Origin of the sequence: Formosa agariphila KMM 3901 (assembly GCF_000723205.1) — a bacterium.
Lineage (GTDB): Bacteria > Bacteroidota > Bacteroidia > Flavobacteriales > Flavobacteriaceae > Formosa > Formosa agariphila.
On the sequence record NZ_HG315671.1, the window covers coordinates 4,171,174 to 4,196,462 of the forward strand.

Consider the following 25,289-nt stretch of genomic DNA (forward strand, 5'->3'; position numbering starts at 1 on the left):
GATATAGTCTTAAATAAATTTCAGTTAAAAATTCAATAAAACTATTAATTCGTCAATTTAAACCAAACAATCAAGGCTAAACACGACTTTATAATTGAAAATACAATACTTAACATCAACCCCTTTTGGATAACAAAAACTTAAAATTTTTATGTAGGTTTGCTTCATGCTGTTTAAAGATATTTTAGGTCAGGACCATATTAAAAATCACTTAACCCAAAGTGTAGATAATGGTCGTATACCCCACGCTCAACTATTTGTTGGTCCAGAAGGTTCTGGTACATTACCACTTGCTATTGCTTATGCACAATACATTTTGTGTAAAAACTCTAACGGAGAAAACAATACTGGTAACGAAGCGTGCAATCTAAAATTCAATAACATTTCGCATCCCGATTTGCATTTTGCCTTTCCTGTAACAACAACAGGAAGTATAAAATCGCATCCCGTGTCTTCTCACTTTTTAACAGAGTGGCGACAATTATTAAAAGAACAACCTTACGGAAATCTTTTTGATTGGTACAAAATGTTAGGCGTAAACAATAAGCAAGGACAAATTGGTGTTGATGAAGCCCAGGACATAGTAAAAGCGTTATCATTAAAGGCATATGAAGGTGGCTACAAAGTGATGATTATTTGGATGGCTGAGAAAATGAATACTCCTGCTGCCAATAAATTATTAAAGCTTATAGAAGAACCACCCAATAAAACTGTGTTTATTTTAATTGCTGAAGAAGAGCAACAAATTATAAATACAATACGTTCGCGTTGTCAGGTTTTACATTTCCCAGCACTTGCAGAAGAGGTGATTGTTGAAGCTTTGGTTAAAAACTATCACATAAAAGAAAGTGAAGCTACAAAAATTGCTCATCAAGCTTATGGAAATTATAATAAGGCTTGCGATTTAGTCTATCACGATTCAGAAGACACCCAGTTTGAAGATTGGTTTGTACTTTGGGTGCGAAGTGCTTTTAAAGCAAAAGGTAACAAAGCTGCAATTCATGATATTATTAATTGGAGTGAAGAAATTGCAAAAACAGGGCGTGAAACCCAAAAGCAATTTTTACATTTTTGTATGGATTTTTTCCGCCAAGCTATGTTACTAAATTACGGTGCTAACGAATTGGTGTATTTAGAACCTAAAACAGCTTTTAAGTTAGAAAAATTTGCACCTTTTATTCATAATGGAAATATTATGGATATTTATGAAGCAATTCAAGATGCCATTTACCATATTGAACGTAACGGAAATTCTAAAATTGTACTGACAGATTTGTCTATAAAACTAACACGATTGCTTCACGCAAAACAAGATTAAAAAAATATTTTGGAACACGTTTTAAACCATAGTGCAGAACTCCTTATTTTACTCTTTTTAATCATTACTTTTTTAATGAGTTTTATTGATAAGGTTACCGATTGGAAAGGCAATATTTCATTTTTAAAATCTCATTTTTCTGAAACTTTTGTTGTACCACTACTTCCAATAACTTTAGTTTTAATTGTAATTTTAGAAGCATTAACTACACTTTTTTGTAGCCTTGGTATTTTTGAAATTCTCGCAGAAAAAAACACTAATTACGCACAGGTTGGTTCCATAATTTCATGTGTTATTCTTTTACTTTTTTTATTGGGTCAACGCATAACCAAAGACTTTGATGGCGCTAGAAATATTACAATCTATTTTATAGTTTCTGTGTTTGCTGTTTTTCTATTTCAAAATTAAATTAACGTCCTATTTTTCTTCAACAAAAACAGTAAGTTTTATAATTTTTTTAAAATTAAATAATACGGTAAAAAATTCATTTTTATCAAACTTTTAAAAGTGTTTAAATTTCAAATTAAACAAACTTTAACTCAACCCTATTTGTCTTAAAAATAACATCTTATAAACTTTTTAATTTTGAACTCATTGTATAAAAAAAACATTAAATCTTCAAACGTAAGTTCAAGAATTTAATACGCTTTTTATTATGCCTTGTTCTTAAAAAAACGAAGAGTTATTCTTCAACAAAAGTATATGTTTTTTTATCGGTTTGTGTAACTCTAAAATACCCATAAGGATAGTTTTCTTTATTCGTAATATTTATACAATTCCCTAATAATTCTACTGGAGCTGGAGTAAACGGATTACCAGAACTTCCCGATTGATTATTTAAAATCCCGATATAATTATAATACTCTTTAGTCACGTTATAAATATTAATATTTACTACATCACCCGCTTGAAATTCATCTTCGTCATCATCTCCTCGTTTTTCGTAAATTAAATGGATTTCATTTCCATTTAAAAACTCATCTGAGACTGTAACCAAATCTGGGAAATAATCGCCTATTTCCTGATATTTTAAAACATAATAATTCGTTTCGTCTTCTGGGTCATCAAAATAGACATTTACCTCTAAAGCATCAGGATCAAAACCACCATCTCTAGTTTGTGTTACTTTGGTTATAGACGTTGTAGGACGCAATGTTTCTGTAGCTGTAAACGTTTCCCCTTCGTAGATTACATTTAAAGTATATACATCGTTTAAAATGGCTCCAAAATCATTGGTTGTATAAGTTCCGTTTTGCTGATCTTCAAAAACAAAAACGACATTATCGCTTTCTCGAGTTACACTTACTTGTGCTCCTGTTACTGCATTTGGTAAATCGGTTTCAAAATAAGGCGTTGTGGAGCTTAATTTTATGGTCTGATTTAAACCAGAAGTTCCTTTTTCCCAATCTAAAGACGCTTCAATTACAAGCCTCGGCTCAGCAGTTGGCACCTCTACATCTATAACATCTGTACAAGACGTAATTATACATGTTAAAGCTAATAGACCAATATATATACTATTTTTCATGATGATTTAAAATTTGAAATTATACGTTACAGAAGGCACTATTCCAAAAATAGCTGTCCGCGTAGCTTCGTTTACACCCGTTTCTAAATTCTGACCGAAAGAAATAGAGGCTGCATTTTTACGGTCGTAAACATTGTAAATACTAAAAACCCACTCCCCTTTCCATCTGGCATCTGGTTTATTATTTGGCTTAAATGTTGCCGCCAAATCTAATCGATTATAAGCAGGTAATCGGTTTGAGTTTCGGCTGTCGTACACAGGAGACGATAAACCTTCATATTCATATTGTCCAACAGGATATGTGGTAGGACGCCCCGTTTGAAATACAAAATTACTGCTAAAGCTCCATTTATCGGTTAGTTGATAGGTACCTGTTACAGACACATCATGTGTTCTATCGTACGCGGTACTATACCATTCACCATTATTAATTCCGGGTCCATTTGCATTTCCTCCAGGTGTATTTTGTTCAGATTTAGAAAGCGTATAGGCAAACCAACCTGTAAAACGACCTCGATTTTTTCTGAATAAAAGTTCCCAACCGTAAGCTCTAGATTCGCCGGTTAAAATTTGTGTTTCAATATTATTTTGAGCTATTAAACTAGAACCATCTATATAATCAATTCTGTTATCTACAGTTTTATAATACACTTCGGTTTCTATTGAAAACAATCCGTTTTTGAGCTCTTTAAAATATCCCGCAGAATATTGATTTGCCATTTGTGGATCTATAAATTCTCCACTTGGCGTCCACACATCTAAAGGCGTTGCATTTGCGGTATTAGATAATAAATGTAAATATTGCGCAATTCTAGAATATCCTAATTTAAACGAAGACGATTCGCTTAACTCATATGCTAAACCTAAACGCGGTTCGAAATTTGAAAACGTTTTTATAGATTCCCCTCTTGAATAATCTATTTCTCCTGTTTTAATTCCTTCCTGATAGATTCCTAAAGATTCATTATAAACCACAGGCTGATTATTCTCGTAAGTCGACATTGGTTGTCCTCCTAAACGGTTAAAATAACTAAAACGTAACCCAGCTTGAACGTTTAAACGATCAGAAAATTTGTGTTCGGCGTTTACATAAATACCACCTTCGAAAGCACGTTTTTCATCTAAAATATTTTCATTAATCGCAGAGTTTTCATCTGTAGGTTTTACTTCACCCGGATTGAAATTGTAATTAATTCCGCTTACTCCAAAATCGATAGTTGTTTTATTATTTAGGTAGTATTTAAAATCGTATTTCGCATTAAAATTTTTAATATCAGAATCCCAATCCAAGCCTATAAAACCTAAAGTTAGTTTGTAATTATACATACTATAAATTAACGATAAGTTCGAAAATAATTTATCGTTAAACACATGATTCCATCTTAAATTTAAAGACGTATTTCCATAAGAATTTTCAAAAGAATCTGAGAATTGGAGAATATCTCGACCAAAATATCCAGATATGAACAATTTATTGTTGTTGTTTATCTCGTAATTTCCTTTCGCATTTATATCGTAAAAATAAGCGGTATTTTCCTGACCTGCTGCCTGAAGAAATAAATGCGCATAAGACGAGCGCCCAGCAACAATAAACGATCCTTTACTTTTAAACAAAGGCCCTTCTGCGGCAAGACGACTTGAAATTAAGCCAATTCCACCCGTTAAATTAAAATCTTTACTATTCCCTTCTTTTTGACGGATATCGAGCACAGATGAGACGCGACCACCGTAATTAGATGGGATATTACCTTTGTACAACTTAACATCTTTAACCACATCGGCATTAAACACCGAAAAGAATCCAAATAAATGCGATTCGTTAAATATAATTGCTTCATCTAAGAGTACTAAATTTTGATCTGTTGCACCTCCTCTAACGTTAAATCCGTTAGAACCTTCACCATTATTTGTAACTCCAGGTAACAGCTGTATGGACTTCACTAAATCCACTTCACCTAACACTGCAGGAATTGCTTTTATAGTAGAACTTTTAATTACAGACACACTCATCTGTGGGTCTCTAATATTAGCCTTTTCAGATTCTTCTGCAGTAATTACAACCTCGTCTAAAGCCATATTATCTTCCTCTAATTCGAAAGAATAATTTTGGTTTTTGTTTAAATCAATATCTTTAGTAATTGTAGTGTATCCTAAATAAGAAATAACCAGTTTGTAACTTCCTTCTGGAGCCGACAAAGAATAAAATCCGTAAGCATTAGTAACTGTTCCATTACTTGTCCCTTCTAAATACACTGAAGCCCCAAATACAGTTTCTCCATTTGCAAAATCTTTTACAGTTCCGCTCACAGAAAATTTTTCTTGAGAATACATCAGCGCAGTAAGAAGCAAAAAGCAAACGCTAAGTTTCGTTTTCATAATTTAGTTTAATATTATTTTTTGATTACAAATCAAGTAAATTTATATGGCATTTAAGTATTAAATATAGCTCAAAACACTTAAATATTGATGCTATCGATGGTCTTGATATTTGTGTTTAACTATAAGCATAATAAATACATGCAATTGTTAGACACAAAAAAAGTCAAACACGAAAACCATGTTTGACTTTTAGTTCTAAGGATTTAAGTAAAACCTATTTTTTATAAGAATCGTTTAACGCTTTAACAAGTGTTTCTGTTAAATCGTCTCCTTCTTTTCCATACATAACACTTCCAGCGTCATTACTTCCTAAAATAAAATCGTAACCATTAGATTTACCGTAATCTTTTACAAATGTTCTTACTTTAGAAATTAAAGAATCAATTTCTTTTTGACTTTCTCCAGCTATTTGCTGCTCGCCCATTTGAATTTGTTGTTGCAACATTTGTTGTTTTTGTCCTAACTGCTGATAACGCTCTTGGGCTTTATCTTGAGGCATAGAACTTGCTTGTGCTTGGAATTCTTGATATTCTGCTTGAAACGATTGCGCTAAACTATCAGTTGTTCTATTTGAAGCTTCTATTAATGTTTTATATTTAGCTTCAACATCTATTTTCTCTTGATATTCATTTATCAATTTAGAATTGTCTACAAATCCAATTTTTTGTGATTGCTGACAAGAAGCCATAGTAATAAGAGTAATTACTAAAAAAGATATTTTTTTCATTTTGATTTAAAATTAATTTACAAAACAAAAATAGAAAAGTTAAACAGATAATTCGTGTATTATTAAGCTATTAAGTAATTATCAGTAATGTTTATTAAAAATCAAAATTAAATAAATTTTAACTATTAAAAATAAACTCAAATAAACAGATTTAAGAAAAGATTTTACATTTTACTATACAATATACAAACACAGCTTTAAAACCCTCTAAAATCGTCTTAAATTCATTTTTTACTTGTTTTTAGCTACATAAATCAATGATGAATACTCACCCGTCTGTTTTGCTTTTAAATTTGATTGTAATCCGATTTGAAAAGCTTTTATAAAATTCATTTTTCCTGATTTATATTTTTCCGAAAGCAAGGATACATAAAACGCATCGAAAATCATTGGTAGCGTTTTAACCACTTTAAACTCTTGTTTTCCTAAAATATTAGACATTCCCTTTTGCGAAAAATGCCACAAATGTCTCGGAACATCAAAAGCAGCCCAATCGGCTTTATAATATTGCGCATCGTAACTTTTATAATTCGGCACAGCAATTACTAAAACACCATTTGGTTTTAATAATTTTTTATAGTTTTTAATATGTGTATCTAAATTTGGTAAATGTTCTAAAACATGCCAAAGCGTAATTACATCAAAACTATGAGGTTTTAAGTTATTTATTTTTGAAGCATCATAAACCACCTCCCCTACTTTAGTACAAGCTAAATTCCGAGCTCCACCATCAGGTTCTACTCCACAAATTTGCCATCCATTTGTTTTTGCAATTTGTAAAAAATCTCCAGTACCACATCCTACATCTAAAAGAAATTTCTCGTCTGTATTAAAACTATTAATTAAATTTAACTTTCGTTTTAATGCAATACCCTTTACAACGTGATATGCTTTTTCGAATAGATTACGTTTAGAATCTGTATGCGAAATATAATCTTCACTCTCGTAATATTGTCCTAATTGTTCTTCTTTTGGTTGAGGAGAAGTTTCTAAAATATCAAGATCAGTATCATGAAGTAATTCAAAATATTCTCCAGACACTGAATAATCTTTACACTTTAAATACGCTTTATTTGATGCTTGGCTCATAAATTTAAAACAGAAATCTCTACATATTTACGTGTAGAGATTTCAAATTATTGATACATATTAATCACTTTTCTTTATTACATTTTGATGTTCCACGTGGAACATCAAAATTATCTTCCCATATAAACCAGTAAAACTGAAATATCATTAGGAGACACGCCACTAATTCTTGAGGCCTGAGATATACTTGTTGGTTGAATATTTTTCAACTTTTCTCGAGCTTCAAAACTCATGGATTTTATTTTGGAATAATCGAAGTTAGAAGGAATTTTAATATCTTCTAGACGGGTTAGCTTATCAGCATTATTCTTTTCCTTTTCTATATAACCAGAATACTTTACTTGTATTTCTGTCTGTTCTATAATCTCACGATCTAAATCATATTCAACAATAAACTGTTCTACATCTTCAATTTTTCTAACATCATCCATATCTATATTTGGACGAGCAAAAACCTTAAACAACTTTCCAGACTGATTTACAACAGCAGAATCTTTATTTTCTAAAATCGGATTTATTACTTCTGGTTTAACACTTAAATCTTTAAAGAACTGTACAAATAATTCCGACTTTTCATGCTTTAACTCCATACGTTTTACACGTTCTTGAGATGCTAAACCAATTTCAAAACCTTTAGGTGTTAATCTAAAATCTGCATTATCTTGTCTAAGTAACGTTCTATATTCTGCACGAGAAGTAAACATTCGATAAGGCTCTTCTGTACCTTTTGTAATTAAATCATCTATAAGAACTCCAATATATGCTTCGTTTCTTTTAAGCACAAATTCATCTCGTTCTTGCACTTTTAAACTTGCATTTATACCAGCCATTAAACCTTGGGAAGCGGCTTCTTCATATCCAGTAGTACCGTTAATCTGACCTGCAAAATACAATCCTTCAACTAACTTTGTTTCTAAGGTATGTCTTAATTGTGTTGGTGGAAAATAATCGTATTCAATCGCATAACCTGGTCTAAAGAATTTGACATTTTCGAAACCTACGACAGAACGCAATGCTTTAAATTGAACATCTTCTGGAAGTGAAGTAGAAAAACCATTAACATACACTTCGCACGTATTCCAACCTTCAGGTTCAATAAATAATTGGTGACGGTCTTTATCTGCGAAACGATTAATTTTATCTTCAATCGATGGACAATAACGCGGCCCTAAACTTTTAATTCTACCATTAAACATTGGAGAACGATCAAAACCTTCACGTAATAAATCATGCACTAAAGTGCTTGTGTATGTCATATAACAAGACCGCTGTTTCGTTAATGGTTTTGTGATATTAGAATAAGAAAATTTCTCTGGACGTTCGTCTCCTGGTTGCTCAATCATTTTAGAATAATCTAAAGAACGACCATCTACACGAGGTGGAGTTCCTGTTTTCATTCTACCCGATTCAAACCCTAAATCCACTAGTTGTTCAGTGATTCCAGTAGCAGCTCTTTCTCCAGCACGACCACCACCAAAATTTTTATCACCTATATGAATTAAACCATTTAAAAAAGTTCCATTAGTAAGTACAACAGACTTAGCCTTAACCTCAATTCCTAAAGATGTTTTAACACCCGCGACTTTTCCATCTTCTATAATTAAACCAGATACCATGTCCTGGTAAAAATCTAAATTAGGTGTACCTTCTAACATCATACGCCAATCTTCTGCAAATCGCATACGATCACTTTGCACTCTTGGACTCCACATTGCAGGTCCTTTAGATTTATTAAGCATCTTAAACTGAATCGCCGAAGTATCACTTACTATTCCACTATAACCACCTAACGCATCTATTTCACGTACTATTTGACCTTTAGCAATTCCTCCCATGGCAGGATTACAAGACATCTGTGCAATGTTTTGTAAATTCATTGTAATTAACAATGTACTACTCCCCATATTTGCGGCAGCAGCAGCAGCTTCACTTCCTGCATGACCCGCACCAACTACAATTACATCGTAAACTTTATCGAACATTTGAATTCAATTTATTATTAAAATTATTTGATTGTTCCACGTGGAACAATTTAAAATTGGAGTAAATTAATTAAGTTTTGAAAGATAATAATCTTCTTTATTACGCATTATTTGAGCATCAGAATCTGTTTTATCTTTATAACCACAGTAATGTAACACTCCATGAATGATAACACGATTGACTTCATCTACAAAGTCTGTTTTAAAATCATTTGCATTATCCTTAACACGTTCTACAGAAATATAAATATCACCATGTAGCTCTTTTCCGACTGTGTAATCAAAGCTAATAACATCAGTTAACGTGTCATGATTTAAGAACTCTACATTTAATTTATGAAGATACTCATCATCACAAAAAATATAATTTATCTCACCTTCTTTACAACCTTCCTCAAGAATAGTCGCATTAATCCAATTAGCTAACACATCTTCGTTACCTAATTCAAAATCTGTTTCGTAATTAAAATATATCATTATTCATTCTTAAAATACTGTTGCACTTTATGTTTAAAACTATTTTGCAAAGGTAGGATTTGTCTATTTAATATTTCAGTAGTATTAAAATATTGTTTTGCCTGTGGTAATTTATCTGTTGAAGTCTTAGAAAAAGAATTAGAATTTGATTTAGATTCACGTTTATTCTCTTGATCTTGCTGAAAAGTTGCATCATTTAATTTAAGTAATTGATGTTCGAAATTCAACATCTTTTCTAATGTCTTTTGTGTAAAACCATCATTTAGCAAATCCATTTCTACAGATTCCATGTCTTTTAATAAACGATAGATTTCAGGTGTTAACCCTTCTTTTTGTAATCGTTCCTTTAACTCATTACGTAATTCTTGCTGACGTTGATAAATACTAAATAATTCACCACTCATGCCTTCTTGAGACTCTTGACCATTACTTTGCTGTCCATCTTTACCTTGTTCATCTCCTTTTTTACCATCACCTTGATTTCCTTTAGAATCAGGTTTACCATTAGCTCCAGGTTCATCTTTTTGTCCTTTTTTCTGCCCACTTTGCGAACCTTCACCGGACATATTCTTTTGCATTTGTTTATTCAACTCCTCTTGACTCATAATAATATCTTGAAGTTGACCTTCACTTTCGCCAGACTTTTTACCTTCAGAGCCTTGTCCAGAAGATGATGCATTTAATTGATCTTCCATATTATCTAAAATATTACTCAATAAATCTGCAAGTACATTAGCTGATGAAAACACATGTTGTTGAGATGACACACCTTGATAAATTTCATTTTCAGAAAATTCTTCTAACGATTTATCTAAATAAAAATAGACTTCGGTGATTTCATTATTTATAGATTCAGACAACATGGGTTGACGTAAAGACAAAGAAAAAAGACTATCATCTACATGTTCAAAATATTCCCTTAAATCATGTTGTTTTCTTAATTTTTGAGCATAGTTATTATGATTAATTTCAATACTTTTAAACTCATTCATCAATGCTTCTTCATCGAACGAAAAAATTAATAAATTATCTAAAATCTGACGAAGCATTTCGGCATCTTCCTGCATTTGTTCTCCCCCATCCATTTGCATAGATTGTTGCATAGACTTACTCATTTCTTTCATTTTCTGTCCAGCCTGCTTTTGCTTTTGTTTAGCTTTATTTTCTTTTTTCTGTTGCTCATTTGGACTTTGATCTCCAGACTCACTTTCTTTTAAATCCTGTTCTGCATCTTTTTGAAGTTGATCAACAGCTTCTTCAGATTTTTGATCTCTTGGAAGTTCAATAGGTTTCTTTAAAAGCTTATTATCTTTTTGTAAAGCATCCAATTCTTTTTGAAGTGTATTAAATTCTTTATTTAAATCAGATTGCATATCAGCAGTATTTTTATCCTTAGGTTTATCAGCTTGTTTTAATTGTTCATCTCCTAAAGTGTTTAAATCTTCTTGAAGTTTCTCCATTTTTTTTGCAATATAGAAACGTTTAGTCAATTCCACCAGCTGTTCTAAACTACGTTTCTGTCTCTTATTTTGTTTACTTAGATATTTGAATTTCTCAGAAAGTTCTTCTTCACTTATTTTATCTTGAATCTTTTCCAATTCTTTTAATAAACGCTCATCTTGTTTTAACTGCTCCTCATTTTCTTTTAACCGTTTTTGGAGCTCTTCCTTTAAAGGATCTGCTGTATTATCCTTATCGAATTCTTCTAGATTTTTTTGAAAAGATTTATTGAAATTTTTCATCATCTTTTCCTGTTGCTCTTGACGTTTCAGAACATCCTTAATCTGATTTCTATCATTAAAATTTAAAGTCTTTTTTGTCTTACGTGTTTTTGAAATATCGTCTAGCATTTTCTGATTCTCATCGAACTTCTCCAAGGAATTATTAAAATCCTGTATACCAGATTGTTGTTGCTGTAATAAGGTGTTTTTAGTTTCACTTTTAGTCTTTTCGCGATAACTAAACACTTTACTCTTTTTGCGCTTATATCCGTGTAGTTGGTCATTATCAAACACTTCAAAATATAAACTATAAGACACGCCTTCTTTAAGCTGTAATTGATTTGGAAACGCCGTTACAAATTGATCGACGTTGAATTTAGAAATAGCAATTGGAATGGTAGATTTAGCAGATTCGTTATCTGTTTCAAAATACACCAAATTTAAATTACGCAAACCGTAATCGTCACTTACCTGACCTTTAAAATACATTGTTTTTAAATCGACTGTATCCTTAACCATTTCCACTTTTAACTCCGGGAATTGATCTTTAATAACATCAATAGAAAAATTTAAACTTTCATAGTTTGTAAGATTTTTATTACTAGTACTTAAACTGTAATTAAAATTAGAATACACCTGTTTTGAGCCTTCAAAACTATTTCCAACTTTTGAAAAAGCCATAGTATCTGTAGCGAATAAATGTACCTGATCAGTCCCTTTTGTATTTAATTTCCAAGTCACCTTTGTACCTTCTGGTACAATGGCATTTCCTGTACTTTTTAAAACCTCATCCTTTTTATTAATGTAATTAGGATATTCTAAAACCATATCGAAACCTAATAATGTTGGCACTTCAACTATAGCCAATTTATACGGTTTAGATGTGACTCCATTTGCATGAAGCTGAAATGTAATATCTGTTTTAGGCTTATTAAAAACATATTCAAATTCTCCAGAACCTAAATCTTGTAAAATGTAAGTCTCGTTATTAAAAATGATTTCAGCTTGTTCAGGAATTACACTTCCTGCTGTATTAATATGTAATTTAAAATCTTTGTTCTCTACACCATTTAAATTTTCATTTAAAACAAAAAACTGAAATGGTGCTGGTGGCTCGTAAGCCGTTTTATAATCTACCACACGTTTATAGCTATCGGTAAACCAATTAATTTTTCCAAGCGCTAGAAAAATTAACAAAAGACAAACCGGGAGAATCGCGTATTTTAAATATTTTAAATTCTGATTGAAATTTACGGCTAATTTAAAAGGTACCGGACTTAACTCTGAAGCTTTCTGATTGATACTCGCCAATAGTAATTCCGATTTCGAGCTATCGTTATGAAGTTGTAAAACATTAAGTAATTTATCGTTCACTTCTGGAAAATGATTTCCAATTAATTTAGAAGCTTCTTCGTAATCTATCCCTTTTTGAAGTTTGAATAATTTACTTAACGGAAGCACAATAAATTTTGCAAAGAGTAACACCTCAACCAAAACAAACATCCAAAATAAAATGGCTCTAGCGGTTGGGCTTAACCATAAAAAATGTTCGACTAAAAGCGTGAGTAAAAAATATAAAAGTCCGATAGAAAAAAACAAGATTCCACCTTTAATAAGTTCGTTCGTATAATAACGCCTAATAAAGCCTTCGAGTTTTTGTATTATAGTTTTATAATTATCCAATTTACCGTGTATTTAACCCACTAATCTACAATAATAATTTTAGCTGTAATAGTCTGCAAATGTAACATTCTGTTAAATTGAAATCTATAAAATAATTATTGCTTTGTTTAAATCTTTCATCTTTACACATATCAGAGTATCTTTGCGGTCTTAAATAAAAAAACATGACTAAAGATGTTCGTGTGCGTTTTGCACCCAGCCCAACAGGACCACTTCATATAGGTGGTGTACGTACGGCCTTATTCAACTATTTGTTTGCTAAAAAACATAACGGAACTTTTGTTTTACGTATTGAAGATACCGATCAAAACAGATATGTAGAAGGTGCCGAAAATTATATTATTGATGCCTTAAACTGGTGTAACATACCGTTTGATGAAGGTCCCGGAAAAAACGAAAAATTTGGTCCTTACAGACAAAGTGAACGTAAAGATTTATACAAAGCTTATGCCGAAGAGTTAATAGCTTCTGGAAACGCATATTACGCTTTTGATACTGCTGAATCTTTAGATGCACATAGAAAAGATCATGAAGCTAACGGAAAGACGTTTATTTACAACTGGCATAACCGTTTAAAATTAAGCAATTCGTTATCGCTTTCTGCTGAAGATGTACAACAAAAATTAGATGCTGGAGAAGATTACGTTGTGCGTTTTAAATCACCTCAAGACGAAACCTTACATTTAAAAGATATGGTTCGTGGCGATATAAAAATAGACACCAACATTTTAGATGATAAAGTTTTATTTAAAAGTGATGGAATGCCAACTTACCATTTAGCAAATATTGTAGACGACCATTTAATGCAAATCTCGCATGTAATTCGTGGTGAAGAATGGTTACCGTCTCTTGCTTTGCATTATCAACTTTATAAAGCCTTTGGATGGGATGCTCCAGAATTTGCACATTTACCATTAATTTTAAAACCTACAGGTAAAGGTAAATTAAGCAAACGTGATGGCGATAAATTAGGATTCCCAGTATTTCCTTTAGAATGGATTGACCCAAAAACTAACGATGTTTCACGTGGATATAAAGAAGATGGTTATTTTGCCGATGGTGTTATAAATTTCTTAGCCTTTTTAGGATGGAATCCAGGGACAGAACAAGAATTATTTAGTTTAGACGAACTTGTTGAAGCTTTCGATATAGAACGCGTACACAAAGCTGGAGCACGATTTGATCCTGATAAAATAAAATGGTTTAATCACCATTACATGCAAGAGCAAAATAACGACGAACTTGCAGAAGCCTTTAAAGCGCAACGTGACGAATTAAAAGATATCGACGTGAATTATATCGCGATGGCTGTTAATTTAATTAAAGAACGTGCGACATTTATATCTGATTTATGGGATTTAAGTAGTTTCTTCTTCGAAGCACCAAAAGCTTACGACGAGAAAGCATTCAAAAAAGCTATTAAAGACGACACTAGAGCGCTTTTAAGTGAATTAGCTACTCTTATTAACTCTATAGAGGATTTCTCTACGGAAACGCTTCAAAATACAGTAAAAGGATGGATTACCTCTAAAGAAATTGGTTTTGGAAAAGTTATGATGCCTTTACGATTAGCTTTAGTGGGTGCTTTACAAGGTCCAGATGTTTTCGATATTATGTTTATGATTGGAAAACAAGAATCTATCGCACGTATTGAAAACTTAGCAACAGCTATTTAATAGAAAAGTATATACGTTATAAAATAAAAAAACGCGCGTTTAAAACGCGCGTTTTTTGTACTCTTATATTTAGACTGGTTACTGTTTAATAAATTTAAAATTGGTTGCAGAATCCTTAAATGAAACCACATACATCCCTTTAGATAAATTGGAAACATTTACGGAATTATTCGCTCTATCTATTGAATGTTTTAACACCTGTTGTCCCATCATATTATAAATGGTTATTTGGTGAGTATTATTTATATTTTTAAATGAAATAACGTCGTTAGCTGGATTTGGATAAATTGAAATGTTAGTAATTTCATTTTCATCTACACTTAAAGTAGAACATTGGTAAGCTTCAACAGCATAACCGCGTTCTGTAAAAATATTAGTTATAGCCGTAATGCTCTCACAACCTAAATTCATATCGACAGCAGCTTGTCGTATTGCTGTAATTGCTTCTAATTGATTGGTTTTACTACTCGTCATAGCCATACCTTCTAACACAATTAAATCGGTTTTTTCTTTTCCTAAATATTCCCAAACTTGTATAAGCGTACTTGCGAAAATTTGACCATCTTTATGAATTTTCCCCGTTAATCCTTCAGGATAAGTTTGCTCGTAATTGGTAATACGTCCTCCCCAAAATTCGTTATGACCATCCCATTTAAATAAATCGTTATATGTTGTACTTGACCTAGAACTGTTATAACGTTCTAAACCTCTACTGTAAGATTGTGCCCAGTAATCACCAAAACCTTCACTTAATCCTTCAACTTGAGAAATACTACTCTGAATTAACCATTCGTGTATACCATGACCTAATTCATGTACAATAACATCGGCATCTTCGGCATCATCTACTCCACCAATTCCGAATTTTAAAATACCTCCACCGTAAGATGAATTATCTGATCCGTTAAATGCATGTGGATCGTAGTAAATAATACCATCGTTAAACATAGATTTTAATGGAATCCCCAAAGTTTCGTTAATGTATCTCATATTTTGATCGATGTGGTAATAGGCATTAACCGCTTCAAAACCATCTTGATCTCTTGTAAAACTAAATTCTGGCGAATCTTGCTCGAATAATCCTGTTACAGGATCTTGAATATCTTTAATCTCTAGGTAATCCCCTTTTAATCTATAAACGCCATCAGAACTATTTAAAATTTGAAAAGATACGTCTGTTCTCGCTCTATCTAAATAATCATTTGTTTCATCATTATTATCCATAAAATGTCCACCGTATACTTCGTTTGTAACCGATAATGGATCCGGATTAAAAATCTTACCCTTTGCTTCTATATGAGTTGGTATTGTGCTATTTAATAAGTCTTCATGTCCGTCGTCATGACCATGATGATAATGTGCAATATCTTTATTACTAATTATATCACCTGTTTTTGCATTGATAATGGTTTCCCAAAATCCGTTTAATGTTCTAGAATTTGTAGTTACACGATATACTAACAACGTCGCTCCATCATCGTTATATACATAAAGTTTAGACTCTTTTTGTGTAATAGTACCTTCTATACCTAAAGCTTTAGCAGCTATACTTACTGCTTGATCAGCAGACATGTTTGGTGTTGTATTGATTCTAGAAATAGAACTGTAAAAAGATCCTGAATGGTAAGTTACTTCACTATTTGGTGAAACATGAACTGCAACACCTGCATCGTAAACAGGAACATCGTTTACAAATTGACTATATCTGAAAGTTTCTCCAGATGCACCAACTTGATTAAATTCTGATCTAAGTTCATAAGCTTTTTGAGATTGTAATTCAGAAAAATTCGAATTTAACCAAGCAGAAGCAACTGCTTCATTTTGGTTTTGTGAGTAGGTAATTTGAAAAGAACAAATTACGACACAAAAAAGGGGTAATATTCTGTGAATCATAATTGTAGATTTGGTAAATAGCAATTCAAATATATTATATTGACAACTAAACCTAGAGCTACAAGGCTTTTAAACGATGAATTGGAAATTTTAAAGGGTGAATGAAAAACGCTAGTGTATTTCGTCTAAGAAATCTGCATTTTATTTTTTATAAATTGATAAAGTCTAACAGATTATGTAACAATTTCTATTCTAATTAGACCAATTATTGGCTTTAGAATTGTTTTAATTCAGAATCCTTATTAAAATCAAAATATATAGTCTAAATTTAGAATCAGATTTTACTAACTATAAAAACATCCCATTATGTCCGTATTGTTAATTCCTATATTATTTCTATTACTTGTAACCTTATTTCTGTCATTTTTCACCGTAAAACAACAATCGGCTGCGATTATTGAGCGCTTCGGAAAGTTTTTAAGTATTCGTCATTCTGGCTTACAAATGAAAATTCCATTTATTGATCGCGTTGCAGGTCGAATGAGTTTAAAAATTCAGCAATTAGATGTTATTGTTGAAACTAAAACCTTAGATGACGTATTTGTGCGTTTAAAAATATCGGTTCAGTTTAAAGTAATTCAAGAAAAAGTATACGACGCATTTTATAAACTAGATTATGCTCACGACCAGATTACATCTTATGTATTTGATGTGGTTCGTGCCGAAGTTCCAAAAATGAAATTAGATGATGTTTTTGTTAAAAAAGATGATATTGCCATTGCAGTAAAAATGGAACTTAACGATGCAATGTCAGACTACGGTTACGACATTATTAAAACCTTAGTAACAGACATCGATCCTGATGCACAAGTAAAAGAAGCTATGAACCGTATTAACGCTTCTGAACGTGAAAAAATTGCTGCGCAGTTTGAAGGAGATGCACAACGTATTTTAATTGTTGAAAAAGCAAAAGCTGAAGCAGAAAGTAAACGTTTACAAGGTCAAGGTATTGCAGACCAACGTCGTGAAATTGCTCGTGGTTTAGAAGAATCTGTAGAGGTATTAAATCGAGTTGGAATCAATTCGCAAGAAGCTTCTGCTTTAATTGTTGTTACACAGCATTACGATACTTTACAATCTTTAGGTGAAGAAACTAATAGTAATTTAATATTATTGCCAAATTCGCCACAAACAGGAAGTAATATGTTAAACGATATGGTAGCTAGTTTTGTAGCTAGTAATCAAATTGGTGAAGCAATGAAAGAAGGCAAGAAAAACCCTAAAAATTTAGAATAAAAGTATAAAATAATAATCATGATAGTTACAACAACACCTACTTTAGAAACTCAAAAAATAACACAATATTTAGGTTTAGTTACTGGTGAAACCATAATTGGAGCCAATTTTATAAAAGATTTTTTTGCAGGCATTCGCGATGTCGTTGGCGGACGCTCAAGTTCTTACGAATCTGTATTAAGAGAAGCAAAAGACAGTGCTTTAAAAGAGATGCAAGAACGCGCAGAAGATTTGGGTGCACATGCCATTGTTGGCGTAGATTTAGATTATGAAACTGTTGGTCCTAACGGAGGTATGCTTATGGTAACTGCTTCGGGAACTGCCGTAAAATTATAAAATATATTACATTGAAAAACATACAACTTACATTTAGAGCACTTATTATTGCAGGATTTTTTTCGGTGATATCTTGTAAAGATAACGCTTCTAGTAAAATTAAAACAACAGAGAATTCTACTCATACCACTGAAGTTAAAGACCAAAATCCAGAATCAACTCAAACTGAAAACACTTCTACAGATGAAACTCAATCCCCGGATGGTGTAGCTTTTTTTGATGCCGGAATTAGAGCAATAGAAGCTAACAATATGTCTGCGGCATTTAAAGAGTTTTTAGCAGCTGCAAACGAAGGACACGCCTTAGCACAATTTAATACTGGACTTATGTACGAGCAGGGACTTGGTACCGATAAAAATCCAGAAGAAGCATTTTTATGGTATAATAAATCTGCAAATCAAGGAAATTCAGCAGCACAATTTAATCTTGGTGTGAGCTATGAAAACGGACTTGGTACTACAATCGATTATACAAAAGCTAATGAATGGTATAGAAAAGCATCGCTTCAAGGCGATGGATTAGCAGTAGGTAATCTTGGCATGTTATATATGCGTGGTCAAGGTGTAGAAGTAAATCAAGTAGCAGGTGTTGCACTTTTAATTGTTTCGGCAACTATAGATACATCTCCAGAAAATCAGGCTAGGAAAAATATCTCTGCATCACGTAGTTTAACTCCTGAAATGATTGCTAAAGCTCAAACACTTTCAAACGAAATGAGCACTGCCGAAAACATCTTAATTCCATTAGATGCATACTTAAATAACTAGAATTTATAAAGCGTAATATTATTGAAACGCTTAAATTAAATTGAAACAAAAAAATAGCCTTAACACTAATGTTAAGGCTATTTTTTAACTAATAAATTCACATTACATTTTTAAGATGGAATGTACATTGAAATCAAGTATTTAAATTAATTATTTTCTCTCCAAGGCTTATAATTTTTATATGCAGGACCTTTTAATTTTGAACGTTCTGTACCTACTGTTACTAAAATATATTCCTTATCTGTAGCGCTGTCTTCCCACGCTTTTTTATTCTTGTATTCTGGTCCAGTAAGCTGCTCTTTATTAGATTCTACAGCTACTGTTGTAGGTGTACTTTCGTGCTCCCAAGATTTGTAATTTTTATATTCTGGTCCCATTAAATCACTTCTTTCTTGTGCAAATGCAACTGTAGTTGATGCTAATAATAAAACTAGTATAAAAGATATATTTTTCATTCTGTATGATGTTTAATTGTTTAATTCAAATTTAAACATAACACCATGTATTTAAAGGTCACTAAAATCACGTAATCATCATCCGTATAAATACGGATAGCCTATACCTTTAAATTAATTTAATTTTTGTAGCTTTTTTTATTAATTCTGCCGTGTTCTTTACATCTAATTTTTTTAAAATATTTGCACGATGGGTTTCAATAGTTCGTGTGCTCACAAACAATTTAGCGGCAATTGCTTTGGTTGTAAGTCCTTCAGAAATTAATCCTAGAACTTCCTTTTCTTTATTAGAAATAATATTTTCGCTAACCTTATTTTCCGACATAAAATTTATCATCTTTTCGGAAATTGCAGGGCTAAAGTATTTTTTACCTTGAGCAACAATTCTAATTACTTTAATAAGTTCATCTTCGTCTGTATTTTTAAGCAAATAACCATACGCTCCAGCTTTAGCACTTTTTGCAATATAGTTTCCATCGTTATGCATAGAAATAATTATAGGTTTAATATCTCTATTTAAATTTTTAATTCCTTTTAAAACCTCAAAACCATCCATATTTGGCATACTAAGATCAAGTAAAACCATATCGATATCATCTAGAGTTTCTATACATTCTATAAATTGTTTACCATCGCCAACAGCTGCTATAACGTCTATATCATCATGTTTTATGAGTAGTTCTTTTAAACCGTTTCTAAAGAGCTCATGATCGTCTGCTATAATTATTTTTATTTTCCTCATATATCTATCGGTAATTCAATTTCTATAGTGGTATTTCCTTTTTTAGAATGTATTTGAATGTCGCCATTACAAATCTCTACACGTTCCTTTATATTGATAATACCAGAGCCTAATGTTACTTTTTTTAAATCAAAACCTATACCGTCGTCATAATAGAACAAAGAAATAAATTCATCAAATTCTGAAAGTGAAATTCTAATATTTTCAGCATGCGAATGTTTCAACGCATTATTAACCAGCTCCTGCCCAATTCTAAAAATATTTATAGATTGATTTTTAGTTATTTTACTAATTTCTTCATCAGTTAAATCTTCAAATTCAATAGAAATTCCAGAAGTCTTTTTAATATTATTTACAAAATTAGTTAGGGCCACTCCTACCCCAAAGTCATCAATAGTAGAAGGCATAAGGGCATTAGACATTAAGCGAATTTCTGAAATGGTTGTATCTAAAATTCGGATCATTTCTAACTTCTGATTTTTATCTTCAATATGGTTTTCAATATAGAATTTTAAAGATGTTAATAACGGCCCAATACCATCATGTAATTCACGGGAAAGTCGTCGTCTTTCATTTTCTAATCCATCTACTAATTGGCGTTTAGTAGTAATACTATTTTTAGTTTCTTTATTTCTAAATTCTATAAGTTTATTCCTCATTTTAATGAGGCTTTTACCCAACACATCATTATTTCCTTTTGGAACATACTGTGAGTTAAGATTCATTTTACCTAATTCGTTAGAGAAATTTACAGCACCTTGTAACGATTTTTTTAAACTATCGAGCGCTTCGAACATGTCTTTAATCTCGCTTGAATTTTTTACAAATTTTTTATTTTGTTTATAATTTCCTGCTGCCATTATCTTTAAGCTCTCTCTCATGTTTGTAATCGGATTTGTTATAATTCGAGTGAGAAAAAGTGAAAGAATAATAGCTATTGACATGATTAATATTGTAAGCCCTAAAAGTTTTAATTTAAGTTGACTTAAAGGTGCTTTTACTTCGCTAATATCTATTTCTGAAAGTATAACTAATTTTAAATTTGAAATGTTAATAAGACTGTAAACACTATACACTTCTATGCCACGATAATCTTTAAAAACGCCTCTACCAATAGCACCCGATAATGCATCTTGAACACCTTTTGTTTTAGCTGTTATGGTTGATGGTAATTTTTGTGGTGAAAACCTAGACTGAGATCGCATAGTAAAATCTGTACCCACTAAATAAGACTCTCCACTACTTCCCATTCCGGCACGTTCCAATAAAATATTATTAATTTTATAATAGGGAATAATCTTAATTTTTGGTTGTCCTGATGTTGTTGAAATTAGACCTATAGAAGTATGTCCATCTAAATTATATGGTGTTAAATCGTGTATCCCCGTAGTTTGTAATATATGTTCAGGAATATGTATGTTAAGCGTATCTAGATTAGATGCAGTCGTGGAACCTTTTAAAAATGCATTCCATTCGCTAGAAATTAAGTTTTCTACTTGAATTTGCTTTAATGTTTTTACAGAATTCAATTGCAGTAATATTCTGTCGTCTAAAACCTTAGAAAACTCATTATAAAATGTGAAGGATAGCATGAGTATAACTACAAATATCAAGCTATTTATTATAATTAATATTAGGGCACGTAAGTTCATCAAATCATTAAAAAAATAAACTCATAAAAATGGGTTATTGTGTAGCTAAAGATAATGTTTTAAAAAAAACTCCTGATTCTAATTTTTGAATCAGGAGTTTTTACATTATTCGGATTTGTATTATTTTAAATGTTGTTCTTCTTTATATCGTTTTATAATCACTTTTAAACTTTTTAAATACACTTTAAGATCTTCTGTTGTAACCTCTGGATTTTTAAATTCAGGAATAGTCATCGGATTTTCATTAAGATGTTTATAGATTTCTGGATAGTCGTTTTCTATACCCCAAACAGTATCCGAAATATTCTTAAGTAATTGTTCTTGTGTCTTCATAATTCAAAATACTTATTCTTATAAGTTACGAAAAATTAAATGAATACATTATAAAATGAATCTATGAAAACGCGCTACAGAATTTAAGTCGTTACATCGTCGTCGTTTCCATAAATCATAGTGATAAAATCGTCTCTATCGATAGCTCCAAAATATTCGGTAAGGTCTGTATCTTTTAAAGCATTTTTAATAGCTGTTTCTTCGTAAGGCAGTCCGATAAAAATAGCTGAAAGTTCTTTAACCGATTTTTTTCCAAAGAAATCTCCAAATACGGTAAACTCGGCGATGTGTCCTTTTTCAACAAAAATTCGCAAATCAATTTCACCTATAGGAAAACGTTTTGTACGCTGAATATTAAACTTAGGCGAACGCCCGTAATTCCAGTTCCAATCGTCGTACTTCTCTGCTTTTAATTTGTCAATTCCTTCACGATCTTCTGCTGTAAATTTGTAGGTTTTAAAATTTTTATCGTTTGCATATAAACCTTCTAAAATTAAACTTCTAAAAGCTTCTATAGTTAATGGTTCCTCTAAAAAATCGCTAATATTTGCCACCCGACTTCTAACCGATTTATGACCTTTAGATTGAATTTTACTCATCTTAACTTGTAACGCATTAGCCACTTCGTTTAAGTCGGTACTTAACAACAACGTTCCATGGCTAAACATGCGTTTTCCGGTAGTAAATTGTGCTGTTCCGGAGACTTTTTTACCGTCTATTAAAATATCGTTTCTTCCAATAAGTTCGGCTTCTATTCCAAAGTTTTTCAAGACTTCGATAACTGGTGCTGTAAACTTTTTAAAATTATGCATACTGGCATTATCATGATTGGTAATAAAACTAAAATTTAAGTTTCCTAAATCGTGATATACAGCTCCTCCTCCACTAATGCGGCGCACCACGTGAATGCCTTTTTTTGTAATATACTCTTGATTTATTTCTTCTAATGTATTTTGATTTCGGCCAATTATAATTGATGGTTCGTTAATGTAAAACAACAAATAATCGGTATTAGTATCGAAATGCCTTAAAGCATATTCTTCTAAAGCCAAATTTAAATGCGGATCTGTAACGCCTTCGTTATCTATAAAAACCATACTGCAAAAATTAAAAAGTTGTTTTACAAAAATACTTAGAATCCCTGTAATAGATTACAAATCTCACTTATCATTTTTAATTATTTGAAACAAAAAAGCCTTGAAATAAGAACTATTTCTAAGGCTTTTTATATCAATTAAATTCAGATTATATCTCAGATGCTTCTGCGACTAAAAGCGCATTACCATCTGTTAATCCTTTTTCTATAAATTCGTTAATAGCATCGTTACGTTCTAAGCCATTTTTAAGCAGTACTTGCAACGTTAACATGGCGGCGATACGTGTACCTACTTTTTTAGCCGCAGTTCCAAATAACGGCTCTAATTCGTCGTAAGACACTTTTTCTGCCAATTCTAAAATATCGGCTTTAATTTTCTCACGTTTAGCATCTGGTAAATTCGTATATTTTTTACCAAATTGCTGTATCACATCTATAGCCTTACGTTGTGGCTGATTAGATTTAGGCTGATTCTGATTTTGATTCGCTTGCGCTTTTGGTTTTTCTTTTGTCCAAGAATCACGTAAACCAACCGTTTTATTAAAAATTAATTGCTCTGAAGTTGAATCGTTATCCACATTAAAATACCCTAAACGTTGAAATTGAAAACGCTCGCCTACTTTTGCTTCTTTTAAACTCGGTTCTACGTAAGCCGTAATTAATTTTAAAGAGTCTGGATTAATAAAATCCATAAAGCTTTTATCGGCATGACTATCTGGAGATTCGTCCATAAATAATCTGTCGTATTCTCTAACGACCGCTTTAACTGCATGTTTTATAGACACCCAATGCAAAGTTCCTTTTACTTTACGTAAACTAGCTTCTGTGCCACTACCACTTAACGTATCTGGATCGTAACTTACATGAATTTCGGTAATTTTACCGTTTTCATCCTTTACAACGCGTTCTCCTTTAATGATGTATGCATTTTTTAAACGGACTTCTTTTCCTAAAGTTAAACGGAAATATTTACTATTCGCTTGTTCTTTAAAATCGTCACGCTCAATATATAATTCGCGAGAAAATGGTACTTGTCTAAATCCAGCACTATCGTCTTCCTGATTATTTTCTGCTTCTAACCATTCTTCTTTATCTTCTGGATAGTTAGTAATAACCAATTTCACCGGATCTAAAACCGCCATAACACGCGGTGCTGTTTTATTCAAATCTTCACGAATACAGAATTCTAAAAGCGAAACATCGATTACATTTTCACGCTTAGCCACCCCAACAGTTTCTACAAATTTTCTGATAGCCGTTGGCGTATAACCACGACGACGTAACCCAGAAATAGTAGGCATACGCGGATCGTCCCAACCGTTAACCACACCATCTTCTACCAATTGCAATAACTTACGCTTACTCATAATGGTATAGCTTAAGTTTAAACGTGCAAATTCGCGTTGTTTAGGTCGTAATTTATCTTCTACTACCAATTGGTCCAAAAACCAATCGTAAAGCTCTCTATGAGGTTTAAATTCTAAAGAACATAAACTATGTGAAACCTGTTCTATATAATCGCTTTCACCATGCGTCCAATCGTACATAGGGTAAATACACCATGTATCGCCTGTGCGGTGATGTTCTTTCTTTAAAATACGGTAAATAATAGGATCACGCATTAACATGTTTACATGTTGCATGTCTATTTTAGCACGTAAAATATGTTCGCCTTCATCGAATTCTCCCGCTTTCATACGGTTGAATAAATCTAAGTTTTCTTCTACAGTTCTATTTCTAAACGGACCATCTACACCAGGTTGTGTAGGTGTTCCTTTTTGTTCGGCCATAGCTTCAGACGATTGCGAATCGACATAGGCTTTTCCATCTTTTATAAGTTGCACTGCCCAATCGAACAATTGCTGGAAATAATCTGAAGAGTACACTTCTTTATCCCATTGGTAACCTAACCAAGAGACATCTTCTTTAATCGCGTCTACATATTCCTGCTCTTCTTTAGCTGGATTAGTATCGTCGAAACGAAGGTTTACAGGAGCATTATAACGTTCACCTAAACCAAAACTAATTCCGATAGCTTTAGTGTGCCCAATGTGTAAATACCCATTAGGTTCTGGTGGAAAACGAAAACGTAATTTATCTTGAGATATTTCGGTTTTTAAATCGTTTTCTATAATATGTTCAATAAAATTGAGTGATTTTGTTTCTTCAGACATAAATTGATATGAATACCTATTAAAA

At 32.0% G+C, this 25,289-nt stretch carries 20 protein-coding genes; 6 read left to right on the top strand and 14 right to left on the bottom strand.

Translation table 11 applies throughout. From position 1 onward, the window contains the following. Window positions 1-166: 166 nt before the first annotated feature. Together BN863_RS17640 and BN863_RS17645 are read left to right on the top strand one after the other, a co-directional pair. Window positions 167-1,318: a DNA polymerase III subunit gene (locus BN863_RS17640; RefSeq protein WP_038532841.1), complete on the top strand. Its 1,152-nt coding sequence runs from the start codon at window positions 167-169 to the stop codon at window positions 1,316-1,318. 9 nt (window positions 1,319-1,327) lie between these two features. Beyond that, window positions 1,328-1,726: a hypothetical protein gene (locus BN863_RS17645; protein ID WP_038532844.1), complete on the top strand. Its 399-nt coding sequence runs from the start codon at window positions 1,328-1,330 to the stop codon at window positions 1,724-1,726. 274 nt (window positions 1,727-2,000) lie between these two features. On the opposite strand, the gene BN863_RS17650 is transcribed toward BN863_RS17645, so the two are convergent. The 7 genes from BN863_RS17650 to BN863_RS17680 all read right to left on the bottom strand — a co-directional run bounded on the left by BN863_RS17650 (window position 2,001) and on the right by BN863_RS17680 (window position 12,904). Further along, window positions 2,001-2,846 carry a DUF4249 domain-containing protein gene (locus BN863_RS17650; RefSeq protein ID WP_038532847.1) on the bottom strand — a complete coding sequence of 282 codons (846 nt, stop codon included), beginning with the start codon at window positions 2,844-2,846 and terminating at the stop codon, window positions 2,001-2,003. A 6-nt stretch (window positions 2,847-2,852) separates the two neighbouring features. Continuing rightward, on the bottom strand, window positions 2,853-5,222 hold the full coding sequence (locus BN863_RS17655) for a TonB-dependent receptor (protein WP_038532849.1): 2,370 nt from the start codon (window positions 5,220-5,222) through the stop codon (window positions 2,853-2,855). Between the two features lie 217 nt (window positions 5,223-5,439). Then, a complete protein-coding gene (locus tag BN863_RS17660) occupies window positions 5,440-5,952 on the bottom strand; it encodes an OmpH family outer membrane protein (RefSeq protein ID WP_038532852.1) in 513 nt (170 codons plus the stop codon). A gap of 231 nt (window positions 5,953-6,183) precedes the next feature. Next, window positions 6,184-7,041, bottom strand: coding sequence for a class I SAM-dependent methyltransferase (locus BN863_RS17665; protein WP_038532853.1), 858 nt, complete (start codon window positions 7,039-7,041; stop codon window positions 6,184-6,186). Window positions 7,042-7,151: 110 nt separating this feature from the next. Then, window positions 7,152-9,023, bottom strand: coding sequence for a tRNA uridine-5-carboxymethylaminomethyl(34) synthesis enzyme MnmG (gene mnmG, locus BN863_RS17670; RefSeq protein WP_038532855.1), 1,872 nt, complete (start codon window positions 9,021-9,023; stop codon window positions 7,152-7,154). Window positions 9,024-9,089: 66 nt separating this feature from the next. Beyond that, window positions 9,090-9,500 carry an rRNA maturation RNase YbeY gene (gene ybeY, locus BN863_RS17675; protein WP_038532858.1) on the bottom strand — a complete coding sequence of 137 codons (411 nt, stop codon included), beginning with the start codon at window positions 9,498-9,500 and terminating at the stop codon, window positions 9,090-9,092. Further along, window positions 9,500-12,904 carry a glutamyl-tRNA synthetase gene (locus tag BN863_RS17680; RefSeq protein ID WP_038532860.1) on the bottom strand — a complete coding sequence of 1,135 codons (3,405 nt, stop codon included), beginning with the start codon at window positions 12,902-12,904 and terminating at the stop codon, window positions 9,500-9,502. Before BN863_RS17680 ends, ybeY begins: the two co-directional genes overlap by 1 nt. 164 nt (window positions 12,905-13,068) lie before the next feature. Between BN863_RS17680 and gltX the strand changes: the two genes are divergently transcribed. Then, on the top strand, window positions 13,069-14,580 hold the full coding sequence (gene gltX, locus BN863_RS17685; protein ID WP_038532862.1) for a glutamate--tRNA ligase: 1,512 nt from the start codon (window positions 13,069-13,071) through the stop codon (window positions 14,578-14,580). 78 nt (window positions 14,581-14,658) lie between these two features. Here the strand turns inward: gltX and BN863_RS17690 are convergent, their stop codons facing one another. Next, window positions 14,659-16,473 (bottom strand): T9SS type A sorting domain-containing protein, encoded by a 1,815-nt coding sequence (locus BN863_RS17690; RefSeq protein WP_051774919.1) that lies wholly within the window; start codon window positions 16,471-16,473, stop codon window positions 14,659-14,661. A 306-nt stretch (window positions 16,474-16,779) separates the two neighbouring features. On the opposite strand from BN863_RS17690, the gene BN863_RS17695 reads away from it, so the two are divergent. Genes BN863_RS17695 through BN863_RS17705 form a run of 3 tightly spaced genes read left to right on the top strand, consistent with a single transcriptional unit; the run spans window position 16,780 to window position 18,812 of the window. Continuing rightward, window positions 16,780-17,709, top strand: a complete 930-nt coding sequence (locus tag BN863_RS17695; RefSeq protein ID WP_038532864.1) for an SPFH domain-containing protein — start codon at window positions 16,780-16,782, stop codon at window positions 17,707-17,709. Between the two features lie 18 nt (window positions 17,710-17,727). Next, window positions 17,728-18,045, top strand: coding sequence for a heavy metal-binding domain-containing protein (locus BN863_RS17700; protein WP_038532866.1), 318 nt, complete (start codon window positions 17,728-17,730; stop codon window positions 18,043-18,045). Between the two features lie 11 nt (window positions 18,046-18,056). After that, window positions 18,057-18,812 (top strand): tetratricopeptide repeat protein, encoded by a 756-nt coding sequence (locus BN863_RS17705; RefSeq protein ID WP_051774920.1) that lies wholly within the window; start codon window positions 18,057-18,059, stop codon window positions 18,810-18,812. Window positions 18,813-18,958: 146 nt separating this feature from the next. On the opposite strand, the gene BN863_RS17710 is transcribed toward BN863_RS17705, so the two are convergent. The 6 genes from BN863_RS17710 to BN863_RS17735 all read right to left on the bottom strand — a co-directional run bounded on the left by BN863_RS17710 (window position 18,959) and on the right by BN863_RS17735 (window position 25,264). After that, on the bottom strand, window positions 18,959-19,267 hold the full coding sequence (locus BN863_RS17710; RefSeq protein ID WP_051774921.1) for a hypothetical protein: 309 nt from the start codon (window positions 19,265-19,267) through the stop codon (window positions 18,959-18,961). Window positions 19,268-19,376: 109 nt separating this feature from the next. Continuing rightward, complete coding sequence (locus BN863_RS17715) at window positions 19,377-20,009, bottom strand: response regulator (protein WP_038532869.1); 633 nt, start codon at window positions 20,007-20,009, stop codon at window positions 19,377-19,379. Beyond that, window positions 20,006-21,601: a sensor histidine kinase gene (locus BN863_RS17720; RefSeq protein WP_038532871.1), complete on the bottom strand. Its 1,596-nt coding sequence runs from the start codon at window positions 21,599-21,601 to the stop codon at window positions 20,006-20,008. Before BN863_RS17720 ends, BN863_RS17715 begins: the two co-directional genes overlap by 4 nt. Window positions 21,602-21,781: 180 nt before the next feature. Further along, window positions 21,782-21,994 carry a hypothetical protein gene (locus BN863_RS17725; RefSeq protein ID WP_038532873.1) on the bottom strand — a complete coding sequence of 71 codons (213 nt, stop codon included), beginning with the start codon at window positions 21,992-21,994 and terminating at the stop codon, window positions 21,782-21,784. 83 nt (window positions 21,995-22,077) lie between these two features. After that, window positions 22,078-23,091: a lipoate--protein ligase gene (locus BN863_RS17730; RefSeq protein WP_038532875.1), complete on the bottom strand. Its 1,014-nt coding sequence runs from the start codon at window positions 23,089-23,091 to the stop codon at window positions 22,078-22,080. Window positions 23,092-23,239: 148 nt separating this feature from the next. Further along, window positions 23,240-25,264 (bottom strand): glutamine--tRNA ligase/YqeY domain fusion protein, encoded by a 2,025-nt coding sequence (locus tag BN863_RS17735; RefSeq protein ID WP_038532877.1) that lies wholly within the window; start codon window positions 25,262-25,264, stop codon window positions 23,240-23,242. Between the last annotated feature and the right edge of the window lie 25 nt (window positions 25,265-25,289).